This window comes from Xylanimonas oleitrophica, assembly GCF_003244315.1.
GTDB lineage: Bacteria > Actinomycetota > Actinomycetes > Actinomycetales > Cellulomonadaceae > Xylanimonas_A > Xylanimonas_A oleitrophica.
In genome coordinates, this window is sequence record NZ_QKWH01000011.1 from 72,292 (window position 1) to 97,955 (window position 25,664).

26 protein-coding genes and 3 tRNA genes are annotated in these 25,664 nt (G+C 73.2%); 12 read left to right on the forward strand and 17 right to left on the reverse strand.

Going from position 1 to position 25,664, the window contains the following annotated elements; genetic code table 11:
- Positions 1–107: 107 nt before the first annotated feature.
- Together rpmB and DNL40_RS12670 are read left to right on the forward strand one after the other, a co-directional pair.
- Positions 108–299 (forward strand): 50S ribosomal protein L28, encoded by a 192-nt coding sequence (gene rpmB / locus DNL40_RS12665; protein WP_111251620.1) that lies wholly within the window; start codon positions 108–110, stop codon positions 297–299.
- A gap of 220 nt (positions 300–519) precedes the next feature.
- Positions 520–1,053 carry a GNAT family N-acetyltransferase gene (locus DNL40_RS12670; protein ID WP_111251621.1) on the forward strand — a complete coding sequence of 178 codons (534 nt, stop codon included), beginning with the start codon at positions 520–522 and terminating at the stop codon, positions 1,051–1,053.
- A 64-nt stretch (positions 1,054–1,117) separates the two neighbouring features.
- Here DNL40_RS12670 and DNL40_RS12675 read toward each other — a convergent pair whose 3' ends face one another.
- Entirely contained in the window at positions 1,118–2,185 is a 1,068-nt protein-coding gene (locus DNL40_RS12675; protein ID WP_245885904.1) for a thiamine-phosphate kinase, read from the reverse strand.
- Between the two features lie 37 nt (positions 2,186–2,222).
- On the opposite strand from DNL40_RS12675, the gene DNL40_RS12680 reads away from it, so the two are divergent.
- Positions 2,223–2,690 (forward strand): DUF3515 family protein, encoded by a 468-nt coding sequence (locus DNL40_RS12680; RefSeq protein WP_111251623.1) that lies wholly within the window; start codon positions 2,223–2,225, stop codon positions 2,688–2,690.
- Positions 2,691–2,708: 18 nt separating this feature from the next.
- Here the strand turns inward: DNL40_RS12680 and DNL40_RS12685 are convergent, their stop codons facing one another.
- Together DNL40_RS12685 and DNL40_RS12690 are read right to left on the reverse strand one after the other, a co-directional pair.
- On the reverse strand, positions 2,709–3,122 hold the full coding sequence (locus tag DNL40_RS12685; protein ID WP_111251624.1) for a VOC family protein: 414 nt from the start codon (positions 3,120–3,122) through the stop codon (positions 2,709–2,711).
- 41 nt (positions 3,123–3,163) lie between these two features.
- Complete coding sequence (locus DNL40_RS12690) at positions 3,164–4,336, reverse strand: D-alanine--D-alanine ligase family protein (protein WP_111251625.1); 1,173 nt, start codon at positions 4,334–4,336, stop codon at positions 3,164–3,166.
- A 110-nt stretch (positions 4,337–4,446) separates the two neighbouring features.
- On the opposite strand from DNL40_RS12690, the gene DNL40_RS12695 reads away from it, so the two are divergent.
- From DNL40_RS12695 to DNL40_RS12705, 3 genes are all read left to right on the forward strand, one after another.
- Positions 4,447–5,598 (forward strand): acyl-CoA dehydrogenase family protein, encoded by a 1,152-nt coding sequence (locus DNL40_RS12695; RefSeq protein ID WP_111251626.1) that lies wholly within the window; start codon positions 4,447–4,449, stop codon positions 5,596–5,598.
- A gap of 129 nt (positions 5,599–5,727) precedes the next feature.
- The gene (locus DNL40_RS12700) at positions 5,728–6,858 is read left to right on the forward strand and encodes a trans-sulfuration enzyme family protein (protein WP_111251669.1); all 1,131 of its coding nucleotides are present in this window, start codon (positions 5,728–5,730) and stop codon (positions 6,856–6,858) included.
- A gap of 86 nt (positions 6,859–6,944) precedes the next feature.
- A complete protein-coding gene (locus tag DNL40_RS12705; RefSeq protein ID WP_111251627.1) occupies positions 6,945–7,619 on the forward strand; it encodes an AMIN-like domain-containing (lipo)protein in 675 nt (224 codons plus the stop codon).
- Between the two features lie 55 nt (positions 7,620–7,674).
- Here the strand turns inward: DNL40_RS12705 and DNL40_RS12710 are convergent, their stop codons facing one another.
- The 3 genes from DNL40_RS12710 to murA are packed head-to-tail and all read right to left on the reverse strand — an operon-like array spanning position 7,675 to position 10,795.
- On the reverse strand, positions 7,675–8,682 hold the full coding sequence (locus tag DNL40_RS12710; RefSeq protein ID WP_111251628.1) for an NAD(P)H-dependent glycerol-3-phosphate dehydrogenase: 1,008 nt from the start codon (positions 8,680–8,682) through the stop codon (positions 7,675–7,677).
- Positions 8,679–9,434, reverse strand: a complete 756-nt coding sequence (locus DNL40_RS12715; protein ID WP_111251629.1) for a lysophospholipid acyltransferase family protein — start codon at positions 9,432–9,434, stop codon at positions 8,679–8,681. The genes DNL40_RS12710 and DNL40_RS12715 overlap by 4 nt, the downstream gene beginning before the upstream one ends.
- Positions 9,435–9,478: 44 nt before the next feature.
- Positions 9,479–10,795, reverse strand: a complete 1,317-nt coding sequence (gene murA, locus DNL40_RS12720; protein ID WP_111251630.1) for a UDP-N-acetylglucosamine 1-carboxyvinyltransferase — start codon at positions 10,793–10,795, stop codon at positions 9,479–9,481.
- Positions 10,796–11,060: 265 nt separating this feature from the next.
- On the opposite strand from murA, the gene DNL40_RS12725 reads away from it, so the two are divergent.
- The gene (locus DNL40_RS12725; RefSeq protein WP_111251631.1) at positions 11,061–12,440 is read left to right on the forward strand and encodes an MFS transporter; all 1,380 of its coding nucleotides are present in this window, start codon (positions 11,061–11,063) and stop codon (positions 12,438–12,440) included.
- A gap of 183 nt (positions 12,441–12,623) precedes the next feature.
- Here DNL40_RS12725 and DNL40_RS12730 read toward each other — a convergent pair whose 3' ends face one another.
- The gene (locus DNL40_RS12730) at positions 12,624–14,042 is read right to left on the reverse strand and encodes a PP2C family protein-serine/threonine phosphatase (RefSeq protein ID WP_111251670.1); all 1,419 of its coding nucleotides are present in this window, start codon (positions 14,040–14,042) and stop codon (positions 12,624–12,626) included.
- Between the two features lie 277 nt (positions 14,043–14,319).
- Positions 14,320–15,723 (reverse strand): dihydrolipoyl dehydrogenase, encoded by a 1,404-nt coding sequence (gene lpdA, locus DNL40_RS12735; RefSeq protein WP_111251632.1) that lies wholly within the window; start codon positions 15,721–15,723, stop codon positions 14,320–14,322.
- Between the two features lie 150 nt (positions 15,724–15,873).
- Between lpdA and DNL40_RS12740 the strand changes: the two genes are divergently transcribed.
- Positions 15,874–16,749, forward strand: a complete 876-nt coding sequence (locus DNL40_RS12740) for an LLM class flavin-dependent oxidoreductase (RefSeq protein WP_111251633.1) — start codon at positions 15,874–15,876, stop codon at positions 16,747–16,749.
- 40 nt (positions 16,750–16,789) lie between these two features.
- Here DNL40_RS12740 and leuD read toward each other — a convergent pair whose 3' ends face one another.
- Entirely contained in the window at positions 16,790–17,431 is a 642-nt protein-coding gene (leuD, locus tag DNL40_RS12745; RefSeq protein ID WP_111251634.1) for a 3-isopropylmalate dehydratase small subunit, read from the reverse strand.
- Between the two features lie 25 nt (positions 17,432–17,456).
- Positions 17,457–18,932, reverse strand: a complete 1,476-nt coding sequence (gene leuC, locus DNL40_RS12750; RefSeq protein ID WP_111251635.1) for a 3-isopropylmalate dehydratase large subunit — start codon at positions 18,930–18,932, stop codon at positions 17,457–17,459.
- 82 nt (positions 18,933–19,014) lie between these two features.
- On the opposite strand from leuC, the gene DNL40_RS12755 reads away from it, so the two are divergent.
- The 4 genes from DNL40_RS12755 to DNL40_RS12765 all read left to right on the forward strand — a co-directional run bounded on the left by DNL40_RS12755 (position 19,015) and on the right by DNL40_RS12765 (position 21,467).
- Positions 19,015–19,734, forward strand: a complete 720-nt coding sequence (locus DNL40_RS12755; RefSeq protein WP_111251636.1) for an IclR family transcriptional regulator — start codon at positions 19,015–19,017, stop codon at positions 19,732–19,734.
- 111 nt (positions 19,735–19,845) lie between these two features.
- The gene (locus tag DNL40_RS16495) at positions 19,846–20,013 is read left to right on the forward strand and encodes a hypothetical protein (RefSeq protein ID WP_179951072.1); all 168 of its coding nucleotides are present in this window, start codon (positions 19,846–19,848) and stop codon (positions 20,011–20,013) included.
- A 12-nt stretch (positions 20,014–20,025) separates the two neighbouring features.
- The gene (locus tag DNL40_RS12760) at positions 20,026–20,967 is read left to right on the forward strand and encodes a PH domain-containing protein (RefSeq protein ID WP_111251637.1); all 942 of its coding nucleotides are present in this window, start codon (positions 20,026–20,028) and stop codon (positions 20,965–20,967) included.
- 53 nt (positions 20,968–21,020) lie between these two features.
- On the forward strand, positions 21,021–21,467 hold the full coding sequence (locus DNL40_RS12765) for a GNAT family N-acetyltransferase (protein WP_111251638.1): 447 nt from the start codon (positions 21,021–21,023) through the stop codon (positions 21,465–21,467).
- A gap of 76 nt (positions 21,468–21,543) precedes the next feature.
- Here DNL40_RS12765 and DNL40_RS12770 read toward each other — a convergent pair.
- From DNL40_RS12770 to DNL40_RS12800, 7 genes are all read right to left on the reverse strand, one after another.
- Positions 21,544–21,619, reverse strand: a tRNA-Glu gene (locus DNL40_RS12770).
- A gap of 32 nt (positions 21,620–21,651) precedes the next feature.
- Positions 21,652–21,724, reverse strand: a tRNA-Glu gene (locus DNL40_RS12775).
- A 90-nt stretch (positions 21,725–21,814) separates the two neighbouring features.
- Positions 21,815–21,886 (reverse strand) — tRNA-Gln (locus tag DNL40_RS12780).
- A 165-nt stretch (positions 21,887–22,051) separates the two neighbouring features.
- Positions 22,052–22,414 carry a hypothetical protein gene (locus DNL40_RS12785; RefSeq protein WP_111251639.1) on the reverse strand — a complete coding sequence of 121 codons (363 nt, stop codon included), beginning with the start codon at positions 22,412–22,414 and terminating at the stop codon, positions 22,052–22,054.
- Between the two features lie 123 nt (positions 22,415–22,537).
- Positions 22,538–23,296, reverse strand: coding sequence for an HAD family hydrolase (locus tag DNL40_RS12790; protein ID WP_111251640.1), 759 nt, complete (start codon positions 23,294–23,296; stop codon positions 22,538–22,540).
- Positions 23,293–24,717, reverse strand: coding sequence for a glutamate--tRNA ligase (gene gltX, locus DNL40_RS12795; protein ID WP_245885905.1), 1,425 nt, complete (start codon positions 24,715–24,717; stop codon positions 23,293–23,295). Before gltX ends, DNL40_RS12790 begins: the two co-directional genes overlap by 4 nt.
- 36 nt (positions 24,718–24,753) lie before the next feature.
- Positions 24,754–25,650: a L,D-transpeptidase gene (locus tag DNL40_RS12800; RefSeq protein ID WP_245885906.1), complete on the reverse strand. Its 897-nt coding sequence runs from the start codon at positions 25,648–25,650 to the stop codon at positions 24,754–24,756.
- Positions 25,651–25,664: the final 14 nt, after the last annotated feature.

A 25,664-nucleotide genomic window follows, 5' to 3' on the forward strand; every position in this document is an offset into this window, starting at 1 on the left:
GTCGGGTATCCTGTCGTGGTTGCCTGGCCAGTTCCGGGCCCCAGACCTTTCCATCCACCACGTCTGTGCTGCCCTGCGGCCGGACGTCACGACCCACAGGAGACACCGTGGCTGCCAACTGCGACGTCTGCGGCAAGGGCCCGGGCTTCGGGCACAGCATCTCGCACTCCCACATCCGCACGAAGCGCCGCTGGAACCCCAACATCCAGCGCGTGCGCGCCGTGGTCGCGGGCACGCCGAAGCGCGTGAACGTGTGCACCTCGTGCCTCAAGGCCGGCAAGGTCACGCGCGCCATCTGACGCAGCGCTGACCGGCCTCTCGGCCGCATCGAACGAGCCCGTCGGGTCCTGCCCGGCGGGCTCTTTCGTGCGCCCGGCGGCCCCTGCTCGCCCCTGCCCGGGCGCGAGGCACCCGGTGCCCACCCTGCGGCACGCTCTCGCCCTCGCCCGTGCCAAGAGTTCGTGAAGGGTTCACCAAAACCACTTGGTATCTGGGCCGAGCGGTGGCACCCTGGAGAGCATGACGGTGGATCTCGAGGGCGTGACCATCCGCCCGGCCACGGCGGCCGACGCGGCCGACATCGCACGCGTGCACGTCGCCTCCTGGCAGAGCGCCTACGGCGCCATCCTCCCCGAGGCGTTCCTCGCCGGGCTGGACCCCGCGGTCCGCGCCCAGCAGTGGGACTCGATCCTCTCCGGCGCCGACGGCGGCCTCGAGACCGGCACCCGCGTGCTGGTCGCCGAGGCGGAGGGCGACCCGCTCGGCTTCGCCGCGTTCGGCCCCTCCCGCGACGAGGACGGCGACGGCGGCACCTACGAGCTGTACGCCATGTACCTCGAGCCCGGATCCTGGGGCCGCGGCGTGGCCCGCGAGCTCATGCGCTCCGTGCTCGCCGAGCTGCCGCAGGGCACGCCCATGACTCTCTGGGTGCTGGCCGGCAACGAGCGCGCCCAGCACTTCTACCGCCGGCACGGGTTCGCGGCCGACGGCGTCGAGCGCATCGACGAGATCGGCGGCACCCCCGTCACCGAGCTGCGCTTCCGCCGCCCCTGACCCGACCACCCCGCGCAGACGGACCGGCCGCGGGCCAGCGGCCGGCCTGCGGGCAGAACGGGCCTCAGCGGGAGAAGTGGTCCCAGCCGGGCCCCACGGTGGGCTCCTGCCCGTCCACGGTGGCACGGGCAGGCTCGCCGTCCGCGACGGCGCGCACCCACCCGACCGGCACGAACGGCTCGGGCAGGGCGGCCCCCGCGGGGAACACCGCCAGGAGGCCGTGGTCCTCTCCCCCGGACAGCACCCACGCCTGCGCCCGACGGTCCGGGTCCGGCTCGCCCTCCCGGCGCCCGGCCGATCGTCCAGCCGGCACGTCTGGCGGCCTCGCCGCGTCCAGCACGCGGGCGGCGGGCAGCAGCTCCTCGACGTGCGGGCGCAGCGCCGTGGTGGCGAGGTCGACGACGACGCCGCTGGCGCGGGCGATCCGCCCGGCGTCGCGCAGCAGCCCGTCGGACACGTCGAGCATGGCGGTGGCCCCGGCGCAGGCCGCAGCGGGCCCGGCCAGGAGCGGCGGCTCCGGCCGGAGGAACCCGGTCACGAACGGCGCGAGCGGGCCGGTGGCCCCCGGGGCGCCGTCGTCGGGCGCGGCCACGCCCGCATCCAGCAGGGCGAAGCCGGCCGCGGACCGTCCGCGCACCCCCGCGTGCGCCACGACGTCACCCGGCCGAGCGCCCGAACGCACCACGGGAGCACGCCCCTCGAGGTCGCCGTGCACCGCGACGGAGACCACGATCGCCTCGCTGCCCGAGAGGTCCCCCCCGACCACTGCCGCCCCCGCGCCAGAGCACACCGCGGCGAGCCCGCGGGCGAAGCCCTCGACCCACGCCACCTCGAGGTCGCCCGGCACCCCGAGCGAGACCACGAGCGCGGTGGGCCGGGCGCCCATCGCGGCGACGTCGGCGAGGTTCTGCGCGGCAGCCCGCACCCCGACGTCGTACCCGGTCGACCAGCGCCGGCGGAAGTGCCTGTCCTCCACGAGCATGTCGGTCGAGACCACCACCCGGCCGTCGGGGGCCGCGACGACGGCGGCGTCGTCGCCCGGGCCGAGCAGCGTGGCCGCCCCCGGGGGCAGCAGCGGGAAGATGCGGGCCAGGAGGGCCGTCTCGTCGAGGTCACGCACCAGCTCGGTCACGGCCCCGACCCTAGCGGCGCCCGGGTACCGTGGGCGCGTGCTCCGCCGTTCCGTCCCTGCGCTCCTCGTGCTCGCCGTGCTCCCCGCCCTCGCGGCGTGCACGCCCACCATCGCCGTCGACGCGGCGCCCGACGCCGCCGACCCGGCCTGCGCCCCGGTGATGCTGGCACTGCCGGACGTCGTCGCTGGCGACCTGGAGAAGGCCAAGACCACCTCGCAGGCCACCGCCGCGTGGGGCGAGGGCGGTGCCGCGGTGACGCTGCGCTGCGGCGTGACCCCGCCCGGCCCTTCGCCGGACTGCCAGCGGGTCGAGTCGTCCGGGGGCACCGTCGACTGGATCGTCGAGTCCAACGACGAGGGCACCTGGCGCTTCACCACCTACGGCCGCGAGCCGGCGGTCGAGGTCGTCATCCCCGCGACGGTGCGCGAGACGCACTCGTCGTCGTTCGTGGCGGACCTGGCCCAGGCGGTCGGCCGGGTGGAGGCCACGAAGAGCTGCACCTGACGGCGCCGCGGCCCCCGGTCAGGGGATGAGCGTCGCGCCGATCGGCCCGGGGTTCCAGGCGATCTCCCAGCGGAAGCCGTCGAGGTCGCTGAAGTAGCCGGAGTACCCGCCCCACGCGCGGTCCTGCGCGTCGCTCACCACGGGGGCACCGGCGCGGGCGGCCAGCGCCAGCACCTCGTCCACCTCCTCGCGGGTGGCGAGGTTGTGGGCGAGCGTGACGGGCGGCGTGCCGCCCCGCGTCACGGTGCCGATCTCCTCGGCGGCGCGCTCCGCGTCCCAGAGCGAGAGCAGCGTGTGCTGGCCCACCCGGAACATGACCACCTCGGCCGGGTCGTCGAACTCGGGCCGCCACCCCAGCCCTTCGGCGTAGAAGCGGCGCGAGGCCGACAGGTCGTCGACGACGAGGGTCACCAGGCTCAGACGCTGTTCCATGGACCGACCCTCTCAGACCCCGCCGACAGCACGGCAGGGCGTCAGCGCAGACCGGTGGGGCGCTCGAGCGCCAGCTGCACGAGCTCGTCGACCAGCTCGGGGTAGCTCAGGCCTGACGCCGCCCACATGCGCGGGTACATCGACAGCGGCGTGAAGCCGGGCATCGTGTTGATCTCGTTGACCACCACGCGCTCGTCGGGGGTGACGAACACGTCCACGCGCGAGAGCCCCTCGGCGCCGACGGCGTCGAAGGTGCGGACGGCGAGCTCGCGCACCTCCTCGACGAGGTGGTCGGGCAGGTCGGCCGGGCAGCGCAGGTCCACGTGGGACTCGTCGAGGTACTTCGCCTCGAAGTCGTAGAAGACGTGGGAGCCGTGGTCCACGACGATCTCGCCGGGCAGGGAGGCGCGCGCCGGCCCGCCGTGGCGGCCGCCCAGCACGGCGCACTCGATCTCGCGACCCTCGATGCCCTGCTCCACGATCACCTTGGGGTCGTGCCGGCGGGCCTCCTCGACCGCGGCGGGCAGGTCGGCCAGGTCGTCCACGCGGGTGATGCCGAGCGAGGAGCCGGCGCGGGCAGGCTTGACGAACACCGGCAGCCCGAGGGCCTCGACGGCGGCGGTGCACGCCTCGCGTCGGGTGTCCCACTCCCCTGGGCGGATCACGGTGTACGGCCCCACGGGCAGGCCCTGGCCGGCGAGCACCAGCTTCATGAAGTGCTTGTCCATGCCGACGGCGGAGGCGAGCACCCCGGCGCCGACGTAGTGGACGTCAGCGAGCTCGAGCAGGCCCTGGACGGTGCCGTCCTCGCCGAACGGCCCGTGCAGCACGGGGAACACGACGTCGACCTCACCGAGCAGGCCCGGCACCTGGCCGGGCTCCAGCACGCGCAGGGTGCGCTCGCCGGCGGTGAGGGAGAGCACCACCTCGGCGCCCGACTCCGCCGTGACCTCGGGCAGCCTGCCGTCGGTGATCTCCCAGCGCTCCGGCTCGTCCGCGGCGACGACCCAGCGGCCCTCGCGCGTGATGCCGACGGGGACGACGTCGTACCTGCTGCGGTCGATCGCCCGCAGCACCCCGGCGGCGGTGGCCGCCGAGATGGCGTGCTCACCGGAGCGGCCGCCGAAGAGGACGGCGACGCGGGGCCGCCGCCCGGCCTCGGCGGGCGCGACGGCGGGCACCTGGGCGGTGGCGGGGCTGGTCTGCTCGGACATCGGCCCGACCCTACCGGAACGTCACCCGCCTGCCGACGGCCTCCGGCGCCGTCCGCACGGGCTGCCGCGCACCGCTCTGCGGCTGCCCGGCCAGGTGGTAGGAAGGGCTCATGCCCACGCAGATCCTGGACGACGACCTGCTCCTGACGATCCGCGGCCGGGCCGCGATCCTCGACCGTGACAACGGCTTCTTCGACGACGACCTGGCCGACCTGCGAGCCGCCGGTTACCTGGGTGCGATGGTGCCCCGGGAGATGGGCGGGGCGGGGCTGGGGCTGCGCGAGCTCGCGCACGAGCAGGCACGCCTGGCGGGTGCTGCGCCGGCCACCGCGCTGGCGGTGAACATGCACCACGTGTGGGTCGGTGTCGCGCGCTACCTGCACGACCGCGGGGACTCGTCGATGGACTGGCTGCTGGAGGAGGCCGCCGCCGGGGAGGTGTTCGCGTTCGGCTACTCCGAGGCCGGCAACGACCTGGTGCTGCTGGGCTCGCGCACGCAGGCCCGGCCGGACGGCGAGGGCGGGTACACGTTCCACGGCCGCAAGATCTTCACGTCGAACTCCCCCGGCTGGACCCGGCTGGGCGTGATGGGCCTGGACTCCACCACCGACCCGGAGAACCCGGTGATCGTCCACGCGTTCGTCACGCGCGACGGCGGCGGGTTCGAGATCCTCGACGACTGGGACACCATCGGGATGCGGGCCTCGCAGTCGCGCACCACGGTGCTCGACGGAGCCCACGCACCAGCCGACCGCGTGATGCGCACGATCGCGCCGGGTCCGAGCCTGGACCCGTACGTGATGGGCATCTTCACGTCGTTCGAGATGCTCCTGGCCAGCGTCTACGCCGGGATCGCGGACCGCGCGCTGGAGCTCGCCGTCGAGACGGTGCGCAAGCGCACGTCGATGAAGACGGGCAAGCCGTACTCCCAGGACCCGGACATCCGGTGGCGGGTGGCGTCCGCCGCGCTGGCGCAGGACGGGATCTGGCCGCAGATCGACCAGGTCGCGGGCGACATCGACGCGGGCGTGGACCGGGGCGCCGCCTACTTCCGGGCGACGGCGGGTCTCAAGGTGCGTGCCACGGAGACGGCCCGGTACGTGGTGGACGAGGCGATCCGCGTCTCGGGCGGCTCCACGTACTTCAACCGCTCGGAGCTGGGGCGTCTGTACCGGGACGTGCTGGCGGGCATCTTCCACCCGTCGGACGACGAGTCGGCGCACTCGACGGTGGCGCAGTCGCTGCTGGGCCCGCTCGAGTGACCGCTGCCAGGGCGCGCGCTCTGACGCTCGTGGGCGGCACCGTGGCCACAGGTCGAGGCTGCGCCGCCGGTACGAAGGCGTCCTGAGACACCCGGCTCACGTGCCCCGGTGCCGTCGTACCCTGCGGCCATGTCGCACGAGCACCTCGCCCCCGCCACCGTCGCCGTCACCGCTGGCCGTCCGGAGCGTGTCCAGGGCGGACCGGTCAACCCGCCGGTGGTGCTGAGCTCGACGTACGTCTCCCAGGGCGTGCCGGGCCCTGAGCTGCTGTACACGCGCTCGGGCACCGAGACGTGGCAGCCGTTCGAGGAGGCGCTGGGGCGACTCGAGGGCGCCGTGCTGCCGGGGATCGTCTTCGGTTCCGGCATGGCGGCGGTGGCCGCCGCGCTCTCCCTCGTCCCCGACCGGGGCGTGCTCGTGGTGCCCCGGCACGCCTACCAGGTCAGCCTCGGCTACGCCGACGACCTGACCGCCCGGCACGGGGTCGAGGTGCGCCGCGTCGACATCGCCGACACCGACCAGGTGGTCGCCGCGATGGACGGCGCCGACGTCGCGCTGCTGGAGTCGCCCACCAACCCCATGCTGGAGGTGGCCGACCTGCCCGTGCTGCTGGCCGCCGCTCGCGAGCGCGGTGTGCGCACGGTCGTCGACAACACCTTCGCCACCCCGCTGGGGCAGAACCCCCTGGCGCACGGCGCCGACGTCGTCCTGCACTCGGTGACCAAGTACCTCGCCGGCCACTCCGACGTCGTGCTCGGTGCCCTCGTGACGGACGACCCCGAGCTGGACGCCGCCCTCCGCGGCTACCGCACCCTGCACGGCGCCATCGCCGGCCCGCTCGAGGTGTGGCTCGCCCTGCGCGGCCTGCGCACCCTGCACCTGCGGGTCGAGCGCGCCCAGCAGAACGCCGTCGAGCTGGCCGGCCGGCTCGCCGACCACCCGGCGGTGGCCGAGGTGCGGCACCCCTCGCTCCCCTCCGACCCGGGCCACGAGCGGGCCACGCGGCTCATGAACGGCTACGGCGCCATCCTGGGGCTGCGGCCCCACGGCGGCGCGGCGGCCGCCGACGCGCTCGTCGCCGCGGTGGACCTGTGGGTGCCGGCCACCTCGCTGGGCGGGGTCGAGTCCTCGCTCGAGCGCCGCCGGCGGTTCGCCACCGAGTCGCCCACCGTCCCCGAGGACCTGCTGCGCCTGTCGGTGGGGGTCGAGGACGTCGAAGACCTGTGGGCCGATCTCGACCGAGCGCTCCGTTCCCTCTGACCAGCCGTGTCGCACCAGCCGTGTCGCACTGCGCCACGGCCCGTGGCCGTCTAGGGTTTCGAGCCAGACGACACGAAGGGGACGACATGCGACGCACGACCCGGATCGGCCAGGCAGGCACCACCGCGACCGCGGTCGCCGCCGTCCTCCTCCTCGCCGCGTGCGGCGGGGGCACGACGGCCGACGACCGCCAGGAGACCGCCGACACCAACCCGTCGGCCGGGAGCCCCTCGACGCCCGCTGCGTCGCCCTCGACCCCCGGTGTCACGCCGGGGTCCTCCCCCACGGCCGGCGCACCCGCCGACGACCCGACCGCCGAGACCCCGTTCGCAGGTTCCGACGCGGCGAGCGCGGACCCGAGCTCGGACGCCATGCTGACCGTCACCAACGTCCGCGTGGCCGAGCACGACGGGTTCGACCGCGTCGTCTTCGACCTCGACGGCACGGGAACGCCGGGCTGGGAGGTCGAGTACGTCGACCAGGCCACCGACGGCGCCTCCGGCCAGACGGTGGACGTCAACGGCGACGGCGTGCTCCAGGTGCGCATCTCCGGCACCGGCATGCCCACGGACACCGGCGTCGAGGAGTACTCGGGCGACACCGTGCGCTTCGACGGCGACGCCGTCGAGGAGGTCGTCTACCGGTTCGTCTACGAGGGATACACCACGGCGTTCATCGGCGTGGACGAGAGCGACCCCAAGCCGTTCCGCGTGTTCACCCTCGAGAACCCGACGCGCGTCGTCGTCGACGTCGAGGACTGACGAGCGGCCGGCGAACAGCCGCGAGCACCGAGACCCCCGGAGGCGGAGGGCGTCGCTAGACGCCCTCCGCCTTCTGCGGCCGGGCCAGGAGCGCGGGCGCGAGGTCCGCGATGGGCATCGAACCGTCGAGCACCGCCACCACGCCCGCCGTGATCGGCATCTCCACGCCGTGCTTGGCGGCCAGCTCCAGCACCGACTGCGACGACTTCACGCCCTCGGCGGTGCCGCCCGTCGCCGCCAGCGCCTCCTCCAGGCTCATGCCGCGGCCCAGGTGGCTGCCCAGCGTGTGGTTGCGGCTCAGCGGGGAGGCGCACGTCGCCACCAGGTCGCCCATGCCGGCCAGGCCCGCGAACGTCTCCGCCTGCGCGCCGAGCGCCAGACCCAGACGGGTGATCTCCACCAGGCCGCGCGTGATCAGCGTGGCCGTGGTGTTCCAGCCGTAGCCCATCCCCTGGCCCATACCCACGGCCAGCGCGATGACGTTCTTCACCGCACCGCACAGCTCCACGCCCACCACGTCGTCGTTGGTGTACGGGCGGAAGTACGACGTCGTGCAGGCCGCCGAGACCAGGCGTGCCGTCTCCTCGCTCGCGGAGGCGATGACCGTGGCGGTCGGCTGCCGGGCTGCGACCTCCTTGGCCAGGTTCGGCCCCGAGGCGACGGCCACGCGCTCGAGCGGGATGCCGAGGGACTCCGAGACCACCTCGCTCATCAACCGGTCGGTGGACAGCTCCACGCCCTTCATGAGCGAGACCACGACGGCGTCCGGCTCGACCAGGTGCGCCAGGGCACCGAGCGTGCGACGCGCCACCTGGGACGGGACGGCCGCGACGACGATGCCGGCGCCCTGGAGCGCCTGCGCCGCGTCCGTGGTGCCGGTGATGCCCGCGGGCAGCTCGACGTCCGGCAGGTACTTCTCGTTGCGGTGACGCTCGGTGACCGCGCGGGCCACGGCCGCGTCACGGCCCCACAGGCGCACCTCGCACCCGGCGTCCGCCATGACCATGGCGAACGTGGTGCCCCAGGAACCGGACCCGAGGACGGCGACGACGGGGGCGCTCACGGGCGCTCCACCGGCGGGTAGCTGCGGCGCTTGGCCTCGTACTCGGGGTGGCGGCGGAGGTCGAAGCGGTGCTCCGGCGCCTTCTCGCCGCGCAGCGTCTCGAGCTGGGCGGTGATGGCGTCCATGACGCGGGAGGTCGCCTCCCGCAGCGTGACGGAGTCGAGCGGCCGGTCGTACAGGTCGGACAGGTCGACGGCGGGGCCCGCGACCATCCGGACCCGCTTGCGCGGGAACGGGCGCACCATGCGGCCGTAGCGGGGCAGGATCTCGTGCGCGCCCCACTGCGCGATCGGCACCACGGGGAGCCGCGTGGTCAGTGCGATCCGGGCCAGGCCCGTCTTGCCCTCCATCGGCCACATGTCCGGGTCCCGCGTCAGGGTGCCCTCCGGGAAGATCGCCACGCAGGCACCGTCGCCGAGCTGCTCGCGCGCCGCCTCGAGCGACCGGCCCGCCCCGGCGCTGCCACGGTCCACGGGGATCATCCGGGTGGACCGCAGCACCCAGCCGACTCCGGGGGCCGTGAACAGGCTGCGCTTGGCCAGGATGCGCGGCTCGTACCCGTGGTCGAACAGGTAGTGCGCGAACGACAGCGCGTCGAGCTCGGTCACGTGGTTCGCGGCGGCGATGAACCCACCCTTCTTGGGGAAGTTCTCCGCCCCTGACCACTCGTACCTGGTCATGGCGAACATGAGGTGGCGCACGAGCCAGGCGATGGCTCGGAACGCGCGGGAGTCTGGTCGGGCGACTGGCACGGGCCAGAGCCTAGACCACCGCCACCGGCCGCCCGCAGGGGGCGTCAGTCGCGGGAGACGTCCGCGCCCAGCGCCACCAGCTTGTCCTGGAAGTTCTCGTACCCGCGGTCGATCAGGCTGATCCCGCGCACCGTCGAGGTGCCCTTGGCCGCCAGCGCCGCGATCAGGTGCGAGAACCCGCCGCGCAGGTCCGGCACCTCGATGTCGGCGGCAGCGAGCGGCGTGGGCCCGGAGACGACGGCGGAGTGGTGGAAGTTGCGCTGGCCGAACCGGCACGCGCCGCCGCCCAGGCACTCCTTGTAGACCTGGATGGTGGCACCCATGCTGCGCAGCGCGTCCGTGAAGCCGAAGCGGTTCTCGTACACCGTCTCGTGGACGATCGACAGGCCGGTGGCCTGCGTCAGCGCGACGACGAGCGGCTGCTGCCAGTCGGTCATGAAGCCGGGGTGCACGTCGGTCTCGAGCACGATCGAGCGCAGGTCGCCGCCCGGGTGCCAGAACCGGATGCCGTCCTCCTGGACGTCGAACTGGCCGCCGACCTTCCGGAAGGTGTTGAGGAACGTCATCATCTCGGGCTGCGAGGCGCCCTTGACCGTGATGTCGCCGCCGGTCGCCAGCGCCGCCGAGGCCCACGAGGCGGCCTCGATGCGGTCGCCCAGGGCGGTGTGCGTGTAGCCCTCGAGGCGGTCGACGCCCTCGATGCGGATGACGCGGTCGGTGTCGACCGAGATGATCGCGCCCATCTTCTGCAGCACCGCGATGAGGTCCATGATCTCGGGCTCGGTGGCCGCGTTGGTGAGCTCGGTGATGCCCTCGGCCCGCACGGCGGTCAGGAGGAGCTGCTCGGTGGCGCCCACCGACGGGTAGGGCAGCGAGATCTTGGTGCCCTGCAGGCGGCGCGGGGCGCGCAGGTGGATGCCGTTGGGGCGCTTGTCCACGACGGCGCCGAACTGGCGCAGGATGTCGAGGTGGTAGTTGATCGGCCGGTCGCCGATGCGGCAGCCACCCAGGTCGGGGATGAACGCCTCGCCGAGGCGGTGCAGCAGCGGGCCGCAGAACAGGATCGGGATGCGGCTGGAGCCGGCGTGCGCGTCGATGTCGGCCATGTGGGCGGACTCGACGTTGGACGGGTCCAGGTCGAGGATGCCGGCGTCGGTGTCGTACTTGACGTTGACCCCGTGGAGCTCGAGGAGCCCGGAGACGACCGCGACGTCACGGATCTGCGGCACGTTGCGGAGCGTGCTGGCCGTCTCGCCCAGCAGGGAGGCGACCATCGCCTTGGAGACGAAGTTCTTGGCGCCTCGCACCGTGATGGTGCCCTCGAGCGGGGTGCCGCCGTTCACGTACAGCAAGTCGTTCATCTGCTCGTCGTCGTCCTGTCGTCGGGAGTCGCCGTGGGACCGGCGCGGTCGATCCTCCCCCTGGGGATCCGGTGGTGCCAACACGCTGGCACCCGCCGTTGTTTCCGTTCACCACACCTTCACTCGCCCTCCGCCGCCCCGCGCGCCGACACGCCGCTCTCCGCCCGGCGACGTGGCGGCACGCACACCGGCACGCCGTCAAGGCTCCGACCACATGCCGAGACAGTTCTTCCACCATCCGGACGGCGTGCTTAACGTTCACTCCATGTCCACCACCGCTGCCCCGGGAGCCGACGCCCCCGCGAGCGCCGCCGGTCCCGCCGCCGAGAACTCGCGCGGCCGGGTCGTCGTCGCGAGCCTCGTCGGCACCTCCATCGAGTTCTACGACTTCTACGTCTACGCCACCGCGGCCGTGCTCGTGTTCCCCGCGCTGTTCTTCCCGAACGCGCAGGACCCGACCACCCAGCTGCTCTCGTCGTTCGCCGTGTTCGGTGTCGCGTTCGTCGCCCGCCCGCTCGGGTCGATCGTGTTCGGCCACTTCGGTGACCGCGTCGGCCGCAAGGCCACCCTCGTCGCCTCGCTGCTGACGATGGGTGTGGCCACCGTGCTCATCGGCCTCATCCCGCCGGCCGCCACACCGGGCTGGGCCGTGGCCGCCCCCGCCGCGCTGGTGCTGTGCCGGTTCGCACAGGGCCTGGGCCTGGGCGGCGAGTGGAGCGGTGCCGCCCTGCTGGCCACCGAGAACGCCCCCGAGGGCAAGCGCGCGATCTGGGGCACCTTCCCCCAGCTCGGCGCCCCGATCGGCTTCATCCTGGCCAACACCGCGTTCATCGGCCTGGCCGCAGCGCTCACCCCCGAGCAGTTCTCCTCCTGGGGCTGGCGCGTGCCGTTCCTCGCGTCCGCCGCGCTGGTCATCGTGGGCCTGTGGGTGCGCCTCAAGCTCATCGAGACCCCCGCGTTCCGCAAGGTGCAGGAGGCCGACGCCGTCGTGACCGTGCCGCTGGCCCGCGTGTTCCGCACCTCGTGGAAGCAGCTGATCTCCGGCACGTTCATCATGCTGGCGACCTACGTGCTCTTCTACCTGATGACCACGTTCACGCTGACCTACGGCACCAAGCCCGTGGCCCCGGAGGACGGCTCCCCCGGCGGCCTCGGCTACGAGCGGGTCGAGTTCCTGTGGATGCTGATCCTGGGCGTCGTGTTCTTCGGCATCTTCACCGTGGTCTCCGGCCCCCTCGCCGAGCGGTTCGGGCGCCGCAAGCACCTCATCGCGGTCACCCTGGCGATCATCGTGTTCGGCGGCCTGTTCGTGCCGCTGTTCTCCGCCGGCACCGTAGGCGTGCAGTCGCTGCTCATCCTCGGCTTCGTGCTCATGGGCCTGACGTTCGGCCCCATGGCCGCCGTGCTGCCCGAGCTGTTCGCCGCCAACGTGCGCTACACCGGCTCGGCCGTGGCCTACAACGTCTCGTCCATCCTCGGTGCGGCCGTGGCCCCGTTCGTCGCCGTGTGGCTGTGGGCGCAGGCCGACGGCTCCCCCGTGCTGGTCGGCGTCTACCTCTCGGTCATGTCGGTGCTGACGCTCGTCGCGCTGATCATCGAGAAGGAGACCAAGCACGTCGACTACACGGAGAACACCGGCGTCTGACGCCGTCGTCTCCGTACGAGAGGCCGGTCACCCTGCGGGGCGGCCGGCCTCGGCCGTGCTCCGGTCGCGCGCACCGTGGCACGGGACGAAGGCATCACGGGACGACGACGGCGCTGCGGACGGCGACGACCTGCCCCTGCGCCGTCGGGCACCTGGCAGCGCGCGATCCGAGCGACCGGACCGTCAGCCCTCGGCGTCCGGCACGTCCGGCGGCACCCGGTTCGGCCCGGCCGCCGCGGGCCGGGGACGGTCCTGCAGGTGCAACCGCACACCCACCAGCGCGACGTCGTCCTCCGCCGACTCCGCGGCGAGCTGCGCCAGCAGCACGTCGCACAGCGTGTCCAGGTCGGCGCCGCCGACGCGCCTCAGCAGCGCCTCCAGCTCCGCCAGCCCCTCGCGCAGCGGGCGCGTACGGCTCTCCACCAGCCCGTCCGTGTACAGCAGCACCGTGGCGCCACGTTCGAGCACCACCACGTCCTCGCCCCGCGGGGACTCCGGGAGGATGCCGACCAGCGGTGCCGGGCTGCTCGGCACCAGCGCCCGCACGCTGCCGTCGGCGTCGACCACCATCGGCGGCGGGTGCCCCGCGCTCGACCAGCGCAGGCGCGTCACCCCGCGCCCCCGCTCCTCCTCCGTCTGCTCCAGCCGCGCCACCAGCACCGTCGCCATCACAGGGATCTGCAACGTGCGCAGGGCGCTGTCCAGCTGGGCGAGAACCTGTGCCGGGCCCTCCTGCGTCACCACCGCGATCCCCCGCAGCATCGGCCGCACCTGCGCCATGAGCGCCGCCGCCTCGATGTCGTGCCCGACGACGTCACCGATCACCAGCACTGCGCTGCCGTCCGGCTGCATGAAGGCGTCGTACCAGTCCCCACCCACCTGGGCGGCCTCCGGTGCCGGCTGGTAGCGCACCACGATCTGCACGTGGTCCGGCTGCACCGGCTCCGTGAGCAACGACCGCTGGAACGTCTCGGCCACCACACGCTGACGCCGGTACAGGCGCGCGTTGTCGAGCACCACGGCCGCGTTCGCGACCGCGTCACGCACCGTCGCCAACGACTCGCTCGAGATGACCCCGCGCTCTGGACCGTTGAACAGGCTCAGCGCCCCCAGCGTCCGCCCGCGACTCACCAGCGGGATGATCGTGACCGACTCCGGGGCCAGCCGGGCGATCAGGTCCCGCGCCGCCCCCGGCGCCAGGACCCCCTGGATCGCCCCCGTCGCCCCTCGCGGCACCTGCAAGGGCTCCGTCGTCCGCAGCGCCCGGGCCAAGAACGACTCCTCCGAGAGAGCGGCGATGCGGTGGGCCGCGTACTCCTGCACCACAGGACGCTGGGCAGGGTCCGTGTGCCACCACCCCACGTCCCGCAGACGACGCCTCGACGGGCGCGACTCGTCGTCCTCCACCAGCGTGACCACGCACCAGTCCGCCATCGCCGGCACCAGCAGGCGAGCCAGCCGACCCACCGCGACGTCCGGGTCCATCGTCCGCGCCAGCTGCGCGGTCACGTCAGCGAGGAGCAGCGCACGAGCCAGGGAACCCCGGTCGGCCGCAACAGCTCCGGCGGGGGCGTCCGCCGACCCGTCCTCGTCCTGCACCATCGCCACAAGGGCAAAGTACGTCATAGTGCGCGACGACGGTCCGTCGACGCACCCGACCGCCCCCGATGCCCCGTCCGGGAGCGTCGGAGCAGACGCGCATGCCGAATCCGGCGGGCCGGGGTGGACGGCTCGCGGACGGGGCGGCGCACGGCCGGCGCCGTCTGAGCCTCCCATCAGCGCCGCCGGCACGCCCTCGGACGCAGAGAGGCCCGGACCTGCGCTACGCGGGTCCGGGCCTCTCGTCACACCTGCCGTCCTCTGACGACCGTGAGGCGGATCAGAAGTTGATCATGTGCCCGGCGATGCCGTGGATGGACTCCTGGATGGCCTCCGACAGCGTCGGGTGCGTGTGCACGTTGCGGGCGACCTCGTCGGCGGTGAGGTCCCACTTGGCGGCCAGCGTGAGCTCGGGCAGCATCTCGGAGACGTCCGGGCCGATCATGTGGGCACCGAGCAGCTCGTTGTACTTGGCGTCGGCCACGATCTTGACGAAGCCGGTCGGGTCGCCCAGGCCGTGGGCCTTGCCGTTGGCCATGAACGGGAAGGACGAGACCTTGACGTCGTAGCCGGCGTCCTTGGCCTGGGCCTCGGTGAGACCGAACGAGGCCACCTGCGGGGAGCAGAACGTGGCGCGCGGCATCATGCGGTAGTCACCGAGGGTCATGGTCTCGGCGCCGGCGATGGTCTCGGCGGCGACGACGCCCTGCGCCTCGGCCACGTGGGCGAGCATGAGCTTGGCGGTGACGTCGCCGATGGCGTAGACGCCGGGCACGTTGGTGCGCATGTGGTCGTCGATGGCGATGGCGCCGCGGTCGGTGAGCTCGACGCCGGTCTTCTCGAGGCCGTAGCCCTCGACGTTCGGGGCGAACCCGACGGCCATGAGCACCTTGTCGACGGTGATCTCGCCCGGCTTGTCGTCCTTGACGCCCTTGTAGGAGACGGTGACCGAGTCGCCGTTGTCCTTGACCGTCTGCACGGCGGTCGAGGTGAGGATGTTGACGCCGAGCTTCTTGTACTGCTTGGCGATCTCCTTGGAGACGTCGGCGTCCTCGTTCGGCAGAGCACGGTCGAGGAACTCGATGATCGTGACGTCCACGCCGTAGTTCTTCATGACGTAGCCGAACTCCATGCCGATGGCGCCGGCGCCCACGATGGCGATCGACTTCGGCAGCTCGCGCGTCATGATCTGCTTCTCGTAGGTCACGACGTTGTCGGAGAGCTCGACGCCCGGCAGCAGGCGCACCTTGGAGCCGGTGGCGATGATGACGTTGTCCGCGGTGACGGTCTCGGTGCCGCCCTTGCTGAGCGCGACCTCGATGGTCTTGGCGTCGACGAACGTGCCACGGCCCTCGTACTCCGTGATCTTGTTCTTCTTCATCAGGAAGTGGACGCCCTTGGTGCGACCGTCGGCCACGTCGCGCGAGCGGTCCCACGCCTTGCCGAAGTCGAACGTGACGTCGCCGGACATGCCGAAGAAGTCGGCCTGGTGCTGGAAGATGTGCGCCAGCTCCGCGTTGCGCAGGAGAGCCTTCGAGGGGATGCAGCCCACGTTGAGGCACACACCACCCCAGTACTTCTCCTCGATGATCGCGACCTTCTTGCCGAGCTGGGCGGCACGGATGGCGGCGACGTAGCCACCGGGGCCCGCGCCGAGGAGAACGACGTCGTAGTGGGAAGCCATGGCGCAAGCCTATTCGCCCCGGCAAACCCAGGGGACGTGAGGTGCGTCTCTGCGTGTCGGTGGCCGCTCGTACGGTGAGCGGGTCGGGACGACGACGGCGCGGACGGCGGTGCGCGCCAGGGTGGCGGCACCGCAGGAGGAGGTCGGACGATGCGGTTCGGGTTCGTGGGCAGCTACGGCACGCCCGCCGAGATGGTGCGGCTCGCCCAGGAGGCGGAGCGGCACGGCTGGGACGGGTTCTTCACGTGGGACGGGGTGAGCCTGGCCGAGGAGGGCTTCGACGCCGCACCCACGTGGGACCCGTTCGGGGTGCTGGCCGGGGCTGCGGTGGTGACGGAGCGGATCACGCTGGGCGCGATGGTCTTCGCGGTCCCCCGGCACCGGCCGTGGGAGCTGGCGCAGCGGGTGCTCACGGTGGACCACCTCTCGGGCGGCCGGCTGGTGCTGCCGGTGGGCGTCGGCGTGCCCACCGACCGTGCGTTCACCTCGGTGCCGGGGCAGCCGACCTCGCTCAAGGACCGTGCGGCGCTGCTGGACGAGGTGCTCGCGTGGCTGGAGCGCTCGTGGTCCGGCGAGGAGCTCGCGTTCGACGGCGAGCACCTGACCACGGGTCCGTTCCGGTTCCCGCAGCCGCCGGTCCGCGGCCGCGTGCCCGTGTGGCCGGTGGCGGTGTGGGACGCCGAGCGCCCGCCGCTCAAGAGCCTGCGGCGCGCGCTGCGGTGGGACGGCGTCGTGCCCCAGGTGCGGGGCGAGTCGCCGGAGGACGCCGAGGCGGGGCCGGAGCACGTGCGTGAGCTGACGGCGTGGCTGCGCGAGCAGCGCAGCGCGGACGCGGCGGGTGACGGCACGGCGTTCGACGTCGTCGTGCAGGGCCGCCTCGATCCCGACCCCTCACGCGCGGCGGAGCAGGCCCGGGCGGCCGCGGACGCCGGGGCCACGTGGTGGGTGGAGTCCTGGTGGGACCCGGCCACGGTGACGGCGGAGTCCCTGCTGGAGAAGGTGCGGCAGGGGCCGCCCGCGCTGTGAGCGCGAGCGGCCCCTGGGCCGTGCCGAGGTACGACGCCGGTCAGGCACGCACCGGACGCGCCGGCTCCACCGGCACGGTGGGCAGGTGCTTGGCCGGGAGGGTGCGCGGCCGCCACGGCTCACGCTGCGCCTCGAACGCCGCGATGTCCTCCTCGTGCGAGAGGGTCAGGCCGATGTCGTCCAGCCCCTCCATGAGGCGCCAGCGCGTGTAGTCGTCGATCTGGAACGGCACGGTGACGTCGTCGGCCTGCGCGGTGCGGTGCTCGAGGTCCACCGTCACCTCGGTGCCCGGCTTGGTCTCCAGCACCTTCCACAGGAGCTCGACGTCCTCCTGCGCCACGATGCCGGCCACCAGGCCCTGCTTGCCCGAGTTGCCGCGGAAGATGTCCGCGAACCGCGAGGCGAGCACCACCTTGAAGCCGTAGTCCTTGAGCGCCCAGACGGCGTGCTCGCGCGAGGAGCCGGTGCCGAAGTCGGGGCCCGCCACGAGCACGGAGCCCGTCTTGTAGGCGTCCTGGTTGAGCACGAACGAGGGGTCGCCGCGCCAGGCGGCGAACAGCGCGTCCTCGAACCCGGTGCGGGTGATCCGCTTGAGGTAGACGGCGGGGATGATCTGGTCGGTGTCGACGTTGCTGCGTCGCAGCGGCACCCCGACGCCCGTGTGGGTCGTGAACTTCTCCATGACGGTTCCTTCCGGGTGCTGCGGGTCAGACCAGCGAGGGCTCGGCCAGGGGGGCGAGCGGCGAGCCGTCGAACGTGGTCAGGTCCACGCCGTCAGGCAGGTCCAGGTCGGCCACCGAGGAGAGGGTGCCGCGCACCGCCGTGGCCGCCGCCACGAGCGGCGAGACCAGGTGGGTGCGCCCGCCCTTGCCCTGACGCCCCTCGAAGTTGCGGTTCGACGTCGACGCCGCCCGCTCCCCCGGTGCGAGCTGGTCGGGGTTCATGCCCAGGCACATGGAGCAGCCGGCGTTGCGCCACTCGGCGCCGAACTCCTTGAAGATGACGTCCAGGCCCTCGGCCTCGGCCTGCAGGCGCACGCGGGCCGACGACGGCACGACGAGCACGCGCACGCCGTCCGCCTTCGTGCGGCCCTGCAGCACCTTGGCGACCGAGCGCAGGTCCTCGATGCGCCCGTTGGTGCAGGAGCCGATGAACACGGTGTCGACGGCGATGTCCCGCAGGGGGGTGCCGGGCTCCAGCCCCATGTACTCCAGGGCGCGCTCGGCGGCGACGCGCTCGTTCTCGTCGGCGATCTGGGCCGGCACGGGGACGTTCGCGGACAGCGGCAGGCCCTGGCCGGGGTTCGTGCCCCAGGTGACGAACGGCTCGAGGTCGGCCGCCTCGAGCACCACCTCGGCGTCGAACGTGGCGTCGTCGTCGGTGCGCAGCGTGCGCCAGTACTCGACGGCGGCGTCCCAGTCGGCGCCCTCGGGGGCGTGCGGGCGGCCCTTGAGGTACTCGAACGTGGTCTCGTCCGGGGCGATCATGCCGGCGCGGGCCCCGGCCTCGATGGACATGTTGCAGATGGTCATCCGCGCCTCCATCGACAGGCTGCGGATGGCCTCGCCGCGGTACTCGAGCACGTAGCCCTGGCCGCCGCCGGTGCCGATCTTGGCGATGATCGCCAGGATGATGTCCTTGCTGGTGGCGCCGGGCGGCAGCTGGCCGTTGACGGTGATCGCCATGGTCTTGAAGGGGGCGAGCGGCAGGGTCTGGGTGGCCAGCACGTGCTCGACCTCGGACGTGCCGATGCCGAACGCGAGGGCGCCGAACGCGCCGTGCGTGGACGTGTGCGAGTCGCCGCAGACGACGGTCAGGCCCGGCATGGTGAGGCCGAGCTGGGGGCCCACCTGGTGCACGATGCCCTGGTCGGCGTCGCCGAGGGAGTGCAGGCGCACGCCGAACTCTCGCGCGTTGGCTCGCAGGGTCTCGATCTGCGTGCGGCTGGTGAGGTCCGCGATGGGCAGGTCGATGTCGAGCGTGGGGGTGTTGTGGTCCTCGGTGGCGATGGTGAGGTCGGGGCGGCGCACGGGGCGGCCGGCGAGGCGCAGGCCCTCGAACGCCTGGGGGCTGGTCACCTCGTGCACGAGGTGGAGGTCGATGTAGAGGAGGTCGGGCTCTCCGTTCGCGCCACGGCGCACCAGGTGCGCGTCCCAGACCTTCTCCGCCAGCGTGCCGGCCATCGTGATCCCTCCTCGGGTCCCTCTCACAGGGCTTCGGTGCGTCGACTTGCAATCTCACTAGCCGAGACGGCAATATCGCCTTATGGACGATACTAGCGGAGTCGGCGTTCTGGACAAGGCCGCGTCCGTGCTGGGCGCGCTCGAGGCCGGACCGGCCACCCTGGCCCAGCTCGTGGCCTCCACCGGGCTCGCACGCCCCACGGCCCATCGCCTCGCGGTCGCGCTCGAGCACCACCGCCTCGTGGCACGCGACATGCAGGGGCGGTTCATCCTCGGGCCGCGCCTCAACGAGCTCGCCACCGCGGCCGGCGAGGACCGGCTGCTGGCCGCCGCGAACCCGGTGCTCACGGCGCTGCGCGACCACACGGGCGAGAGCGCCCAGCTCTACCGCCGCCAGGGCGACCACCGCGTGTGCGTCGCCGCAGCCGAGCGTCCCGTCGGGCTGCGCGACTCCATCCCCGTGGGCGCCACCCTGACGATGCACGCCGGCTCGGCCGCGCAGATCCTGCTCGCCTGGGAGGAGCCGGACCGCCTGCACCGCGGACTGCGGGAGGCCGTCTTCACCGCCACGATCCTCTCGGGCGTGCGCCGCCGCGGCTGGGCCCAGTCCGTCTCCGAGCGCGAGCTCGGCGTCGCCAGCGTCTCCGCCCCGGTGCGCGGGCCGTCGGGCAAGGTCGTGGCCGCGGTGTCGGTGTCCGGCCCCGTCGAGCGCCTCACGCGCCAGCCGGGCCGCCTCCACTCCGCTGCCGTCGTGGCCGCCGCCAACCGCCTCACCGAGGTGCTGCGCCGCGCCGGCGAGTGACCTGCGGGCAGTGACGCGCCGGGGAATGAACCGGGCGAACCGCCCGGCCGTCACTACCCTGCTCCGAGGTGCGACTCCCCGCACCCCCGCCCCGACCTGCGTGAGGACCCGATGCCGGCGAAGGCCAAGACCCTGCTGATCTGGGTCGTCGTGATCTTCCTGATCTACGCGATCGTGCAGAGCCCCGACCGGGCGTCGGACATCGTCAAGGCGGTGTGGGACGTCGTGACCAACGCATTCTCGAGCTTCGGCCAGTTCTTCGCCGGCCTGACGGCCTGACCCGGAGCGCTCGTGCTCCCGGAGCCACGCGTCCCCGCCCTCGGGAACCCGGACCTGCGCCGCTACGTCCTCGACTCCGAGGAGGTGGTCCTGGCCACGCGCAAGCACTGGGCCTCCCTGCTGGAGCCGGTGGCGACGACCGTCGCGGCCTTCCTCGTGGTCGGCAGCATCGTGGCGGCGGTGCCGCCCGGCCTCCAGGAGGCGGCGGGCTGGCTGTGGGTCGCGTGGTTCGTGGCCCTGGGCCGCCTGGCCTTCAAGTGGCTCGAGTGGCGGCACGTGTGGTTCGTGGCCACCGACAAGCGGCTCCTGCTCCTCTACGGCCTCGTGATCCACAAGGTCGCGATGATGCCGCTGCGCAAGGTGACCGACATGGGCTACAGCCGCACGCCCGTCGGCCAGGTGCTCGGCTACGGGCGGTTCGTCATGGAGTCGGCCGGGCAGGACCAGGCGCTGCGCCAGGTCGACTACGTGCCCCGTCCCGACGCCACCTACCGCACCCTGTGCGCGGAGATCTTCCTCCCCAGCGGGAGCGACGTGCACGACGACGGCACCCCCGTGGAGCAGAGCGCTCCCCCGCCCCGGCAGCAGACACCGCGCTCCCGACCCCTGCAGCGGGCGGTCCAGGCGCCCGCCCGGCCCGCACCCGCCCCTCGGGACGGGGCGCGGTCGGTGGTCGTGGTGCCCGGCCGCGCACGCCGCGAGGGCCCGCGCCCGACGACGCAGCACATCGCGGTCCCCCCGCCTCCGCCGGCACCGCCGGGGCACGACGACGAAGCACCGATCGTCGGCCCCCGTCCTGCCGACGCACGCTCGGTCGACCCACGTCCCGCGAGCCCGCCAGCCGACCAGCACCTGGCCGACGAGCACCTGGCCGACGAGCACCCGTCGACGCCGCCGGAGCAGCCCGGCTGGACCACGCCGCCGCCGTGGGCTCCTCGCCCGCCCCGCGACTGACCAGTCCGCGTGCAGCCGACCCGCTCGGCCCGCCCGCATGGTTCACTGCCGTCATGTCGACGCCCACCATCGCGCTCCCCGCGGGGTACGCCTTCTCCGCCGACCCTGCCCGGCTCGACCACCCGCGGGTCCACGAGCTGCTCACCTCGTACGCCTTCTGGGCGGCGGACCGGACGCGTGCCGTGCAGGAGGCGGTGATCGCCGGCTCGCGCAACTACGGCGTGTACAGCGAGGCGGGCGAGCAGGTGGGATACGCCCGCGTGGTCACCGACGCCGTGACGTTCGCGTGGCTGGCCGACGTCGTCGTCGACCTGGCTCACCGCGGGCGGGGTCTCGGCCACGCCCTCGTGGCCGGGGTGGTGGCCGACCTGGAGCCGCTGGGACTCCGCAGGGTGGCGCTCAAAGCGTCGGACGAGGGCCGGCGCGTGTACGAGAAGCTGGGGTGGACACCGCTCGTCGAGGCGGAGACGTGGATGGAGCGCCGGGCGTCGACGTCCTGATGCTCCCGCGCCCCTCCGGCCTTCCACGCCCCAAAAGACGACGAAAGCCCGGTCCGTGTGGACCGGGCTTCTCGCGTGGTACCCCCAGCGGGATTTGAACCCGCGTTACCGCCGTGAGAGGGCGGCGTCCTAGGCCGCTAGACGATGGGGGCCAGGACATCCTGCTCCCGAAGGAACCGATGCGTACCCCCAGCGGGATTTGAACCCGCGTTACCGCCGTGAGAGGGCGGCGTCCTAGGCCGCTAGACGATGGGGGCCTATGACTCGTCGATCCTTGCGGATCGGCGTGCCGGAGAATCCTATCCGATCGCCATCAGTGCTGATGACCATCGGAGATGGATGCTGCGCTGGGGTACCAGGACTCGAACCTAGACTAAGTGAACCAGAATCACTCGTGCTGCCAATTACACCATACCCCATGGTGTCTGACCTTCAGGACAAATCCGACTTTCACCGGCGCGTCCCGTGGGGGCCAACGGCTGAGAACATTACCGGACGCAGGGCCGGGGACCAAAACGAGGCGCGACCTGCGGCGGGTGGTCTCCGTCACGCGGACGGCTCGGCCTCCCCGCTCCTCCCTCCGCTCACCTCCAGGGCACGGTCCAGACCATGTGGTGGGCCACGGCAGCGAGCACGACGAGCACCGCAGCGGACGCCCCGGTGACGACCGTGCGCCGCTGAGGGCGAGCGAACGCCCACGCTGCGGCCCCCAGGTAGACCGCCGCCAGGATCGCTGTCCAGGCGACGGCCAACGGGAGGCGCGCGCCGCCGTCGCACCCGGGCGGCGGCGGCAGGGGCAAGGAGCACACCGTGCCGGGCGGGTGCGGCACGATCAGGTTCCAGATCCTCACGAGCGCGACCGCGAGCGCCACGGTGGCCACCACCGCGGCCGCGGCCGTCCCCCAGCGTCCGAGGGACGAGCCCTCGCGCTCCTCGACCCGTTCCACGCCGCCGACCCTACCGAGCGCCCGGACGCACCAGGGCGCGCCGCGAGCACACCGCGAGCACGCCGGGAGCGCACCAGGACGGCACCAGGAGAGCGGCCACGGCCGCACCGCGGTGCGGCGGTCTCAGGCCAGGCCCAGCACCCCGTGCAGCTCGTGGAGCCCGGTGATGCGGTGCACCCCTGGCAGCGCGGCGTCGTCGGGCGATCCGGCGGAGGGGCCCTCGCGGCGGATCCCCGGCCGGTCCAGCCACACCCCTACGAGGCCGGCCTCCGCGGCGGCGCGAGCGTCGACGTCGGGCTCGTCTCCCACGTACGCCGTGCGCGCGGGGTCCGTGCCGAGCAGGCGGCACGCCTCGAGGAACACGCGCGGGTCCGGCTTGCCGAACCCGAGCGTGTCGACGCCCACGAGCACCGGCACGCCGTCGATCCCGGCGGTGGCCAGCTTGGACTCCTGGAGCGCCACACGGGCGTTGGTCACCGACCCGATGCTGACACCGGCCGCCACGAGGGCGCCGAGGGTCGCCGCGACGTCGTCGTGCGCCTCCCAGGAGCGTTCGAAGGCACCCCAGAACACCTCCACCCACCGCGGGTAGAGATCCACGTCCACGCGGGGGCCGCCCAACGCGACGTGCAGCTCGTCGGCGCGCAGGCGCCGCTGCTCGTCGAAGCCGAGCTCGCCGCGGGTGTAGGCGCGGTAGTGCCCGTGGACGTCGTCACGCCAGACGGCGAGCATCTCCGGCTCGCGCGCGGCGGGTACGTGCGGCAGGAACTCCCGCCGCACGGCCGCGACCGCCTCGCCGAACGCCGCACGCGTGTCGACCAGCGTGTCGTCGACGTCGAACAGGACGCCGTCCACCACCGGCGCGCCGGCCGCGCCGGTCACCGCAGCTTCTCGATCGCGGCGTCCACGCGTGCCAGGGTCTTCTCCCGCCCCAGCACCTGCAGCGACTCGAACAGCGGCAGGCCCACCGTCCGGCCGGTCACCGCCACGCGCACCGGCGCCTGGGCCTTGCCGAGCTTGAGGCCGTGCTTCTCCCCCACCGCGGTCACCGTCTCCTTGAGCGGCTCCGCCTCCCAGGGGTCGAGCGCCGCGAGCGCCTCGCGGGCGTCGGCCAGGAGCGCGGCAGCCGGCTCCTTCATGGCCTTGTTCCACGACTGCTCGTCGAAGACCGGCTCGTCGAGGAAGAGGAAGTCCACGTTGTTGGTGATCTCGCTCAGCAGGGCCACGCGCGTCTGGGCGAGCGGGGCGACGGCGGCGAACACCTCGGCGTCGAACTGTTCCTCGCTCCACGGGGCACGGGGCGCGTGCAGCCACGGGTCGCACGCCGCCACGAACTCCGCCTCCGACAGCGCACGCACGTACTCGCCGTTGAAGGCGGTCAGCTTCTTGATGTCGAAGAACGCCGAGGAGCTGTTGACGTCCGCGATGTCGAAGCGCGAGACGAGCTCCTCGAACGGAAGGATCTCCTCGTCGTTGCCCGGCGCCCAGCCCAGCAGCATGAGGTAGTTGACCATCGCCTGCGGCAGCACGCCGTCGGCCAGGTAGTCCTCGAGGGCCACCTTGTCACGACGCTTGGAGAGCTTCTGGCGCTTCTCGTTGACGATGACGGGCAGGTGGGCCCACACGGGCGGCGTGGCGCCCAGCGCCTCCCACAGCAGCTGCTGCTTGGGCGTGTTGGGCAGGTGCTCCTCGCCGCGGATCACGTGCGTGATGCGCTCGTCCATGTCGTCGACGACGTTGGCGAGCAGGAACACCGGCGAGCCGTCGCCGCGCGCCACCACGAAGTCCTCGATGGCGTCGTTCGGGAAGGACGGGTTGCCGCGGATCAGGTCGACCACCTGCGTCTCGCCCTCGTCCGGGGTGCGGAAGCGCAGGGCACGACCGGCCTCGTACGCCAGGCCGCGGTCGCGGCAGTAGCCGTCGTAGCCCAGGTGCTGCGACCCGGTGCGCGCCACGACGTCGTCGCGCGTGCAGTCGCAGTAGTAGGCGCGCCCCGCCTCGAAGAGCCGCGCCGCGGCCTCCTGGTGCAGGGCCACGTTCTGGGACTGGAAGTACGGGCCCTCGAAGGTCGGGTCCTGCTCGTGCATGCCGAGGGACGCCATCGCGGTGAGGATGCCCTCGACCCACTCGGGCTTGTTGCGGGCGGCGTCGGTGTCCTCGATGCGCAGCACGAACGTGCCGCCGGCACGCTTGGCCACCGCCCAGTTGAACAGCGCCGAGCGCGCACCGCCCACGTGGAACATGCCCGTGGGGGACGGGGCGAAGCGGACACGGACGTCGGAAGAACCAGCAGCGGGGATCACGGGCAAGAGCCTAGTTCGCCCGCGGGCCGGCCACCGTCAGGCGCGGACGGTCACCGGGGTGCCCTCGGGCAGCTCGGCGAGCCGGGCCAGCGCCTCCGCGCCGAGCCGGATGCAGCCGTTGGAGACCGGCCCCGTGCGCACGTCGTGGTAGTGGAACGCGGTGACCGCGACGTCGGCCCCGCTGAACCCGTCGAGCGTCGGCGACTGGACGCCCAGGTAGACGATGGGGTGGCCGCGGGTGAACGCGAACGACCGGTCGACGCGCGTGGTCATGACGAACGTGCGGCCCACCGGCGTCGGGGTGGCCGCGGTGCCCCACGCGAAGCCGTCGGACACGCGCTCGCGCTCGCCACCACGCACGACGTCGACCGTGCGGGCGGTGAGGTCCACCTCGACCTGCGCCACCGCGGGCGCCACCTCGACGTCCGCGGCCCGGACCCAGCCGGTGAGCTGACCGGGGTCGCCCGACGACGGCGGGGCCTGCCGCCCGGGCAGCAGCACCCGTAGCCAGTGCTCGTGCTGAACCACGACCGGCACGGTGGTCCCGCCGAACTGCAGCGTCCGCGGCAGCCGTGCCACGGGCGCGGTCCCGGGCTCCGCGAACACGGGGGCCGCGGCACCGCTCGGGTGCGCCACCAGACCGGTCAGGTCGCCGCCCGGGTCGTCGTCCACGGGCAGCTCCGGGCGCACCGCGAACACGTCGACCACGGGCAGGGCCGCGAGGTCGTAGCGCGTGCCGTCCACGGCGGGCTCGCGCGCCCCGGGCGCGGGCGGCGTTCCCTTGGCGACCGCGACGACCGGCGCGACCGTCACGGTGGCGGCCGGCACGGCTGCCGGTGGTGGCGAGCCCAGCGCCACCGGCCCTGCGGCGAACCCCGCGGCCATCGCCGCCACGGCGGCCAGCCCCGCTCCCACCGCCTGTCGCCCGTTCACGCGCCCATGCTCCC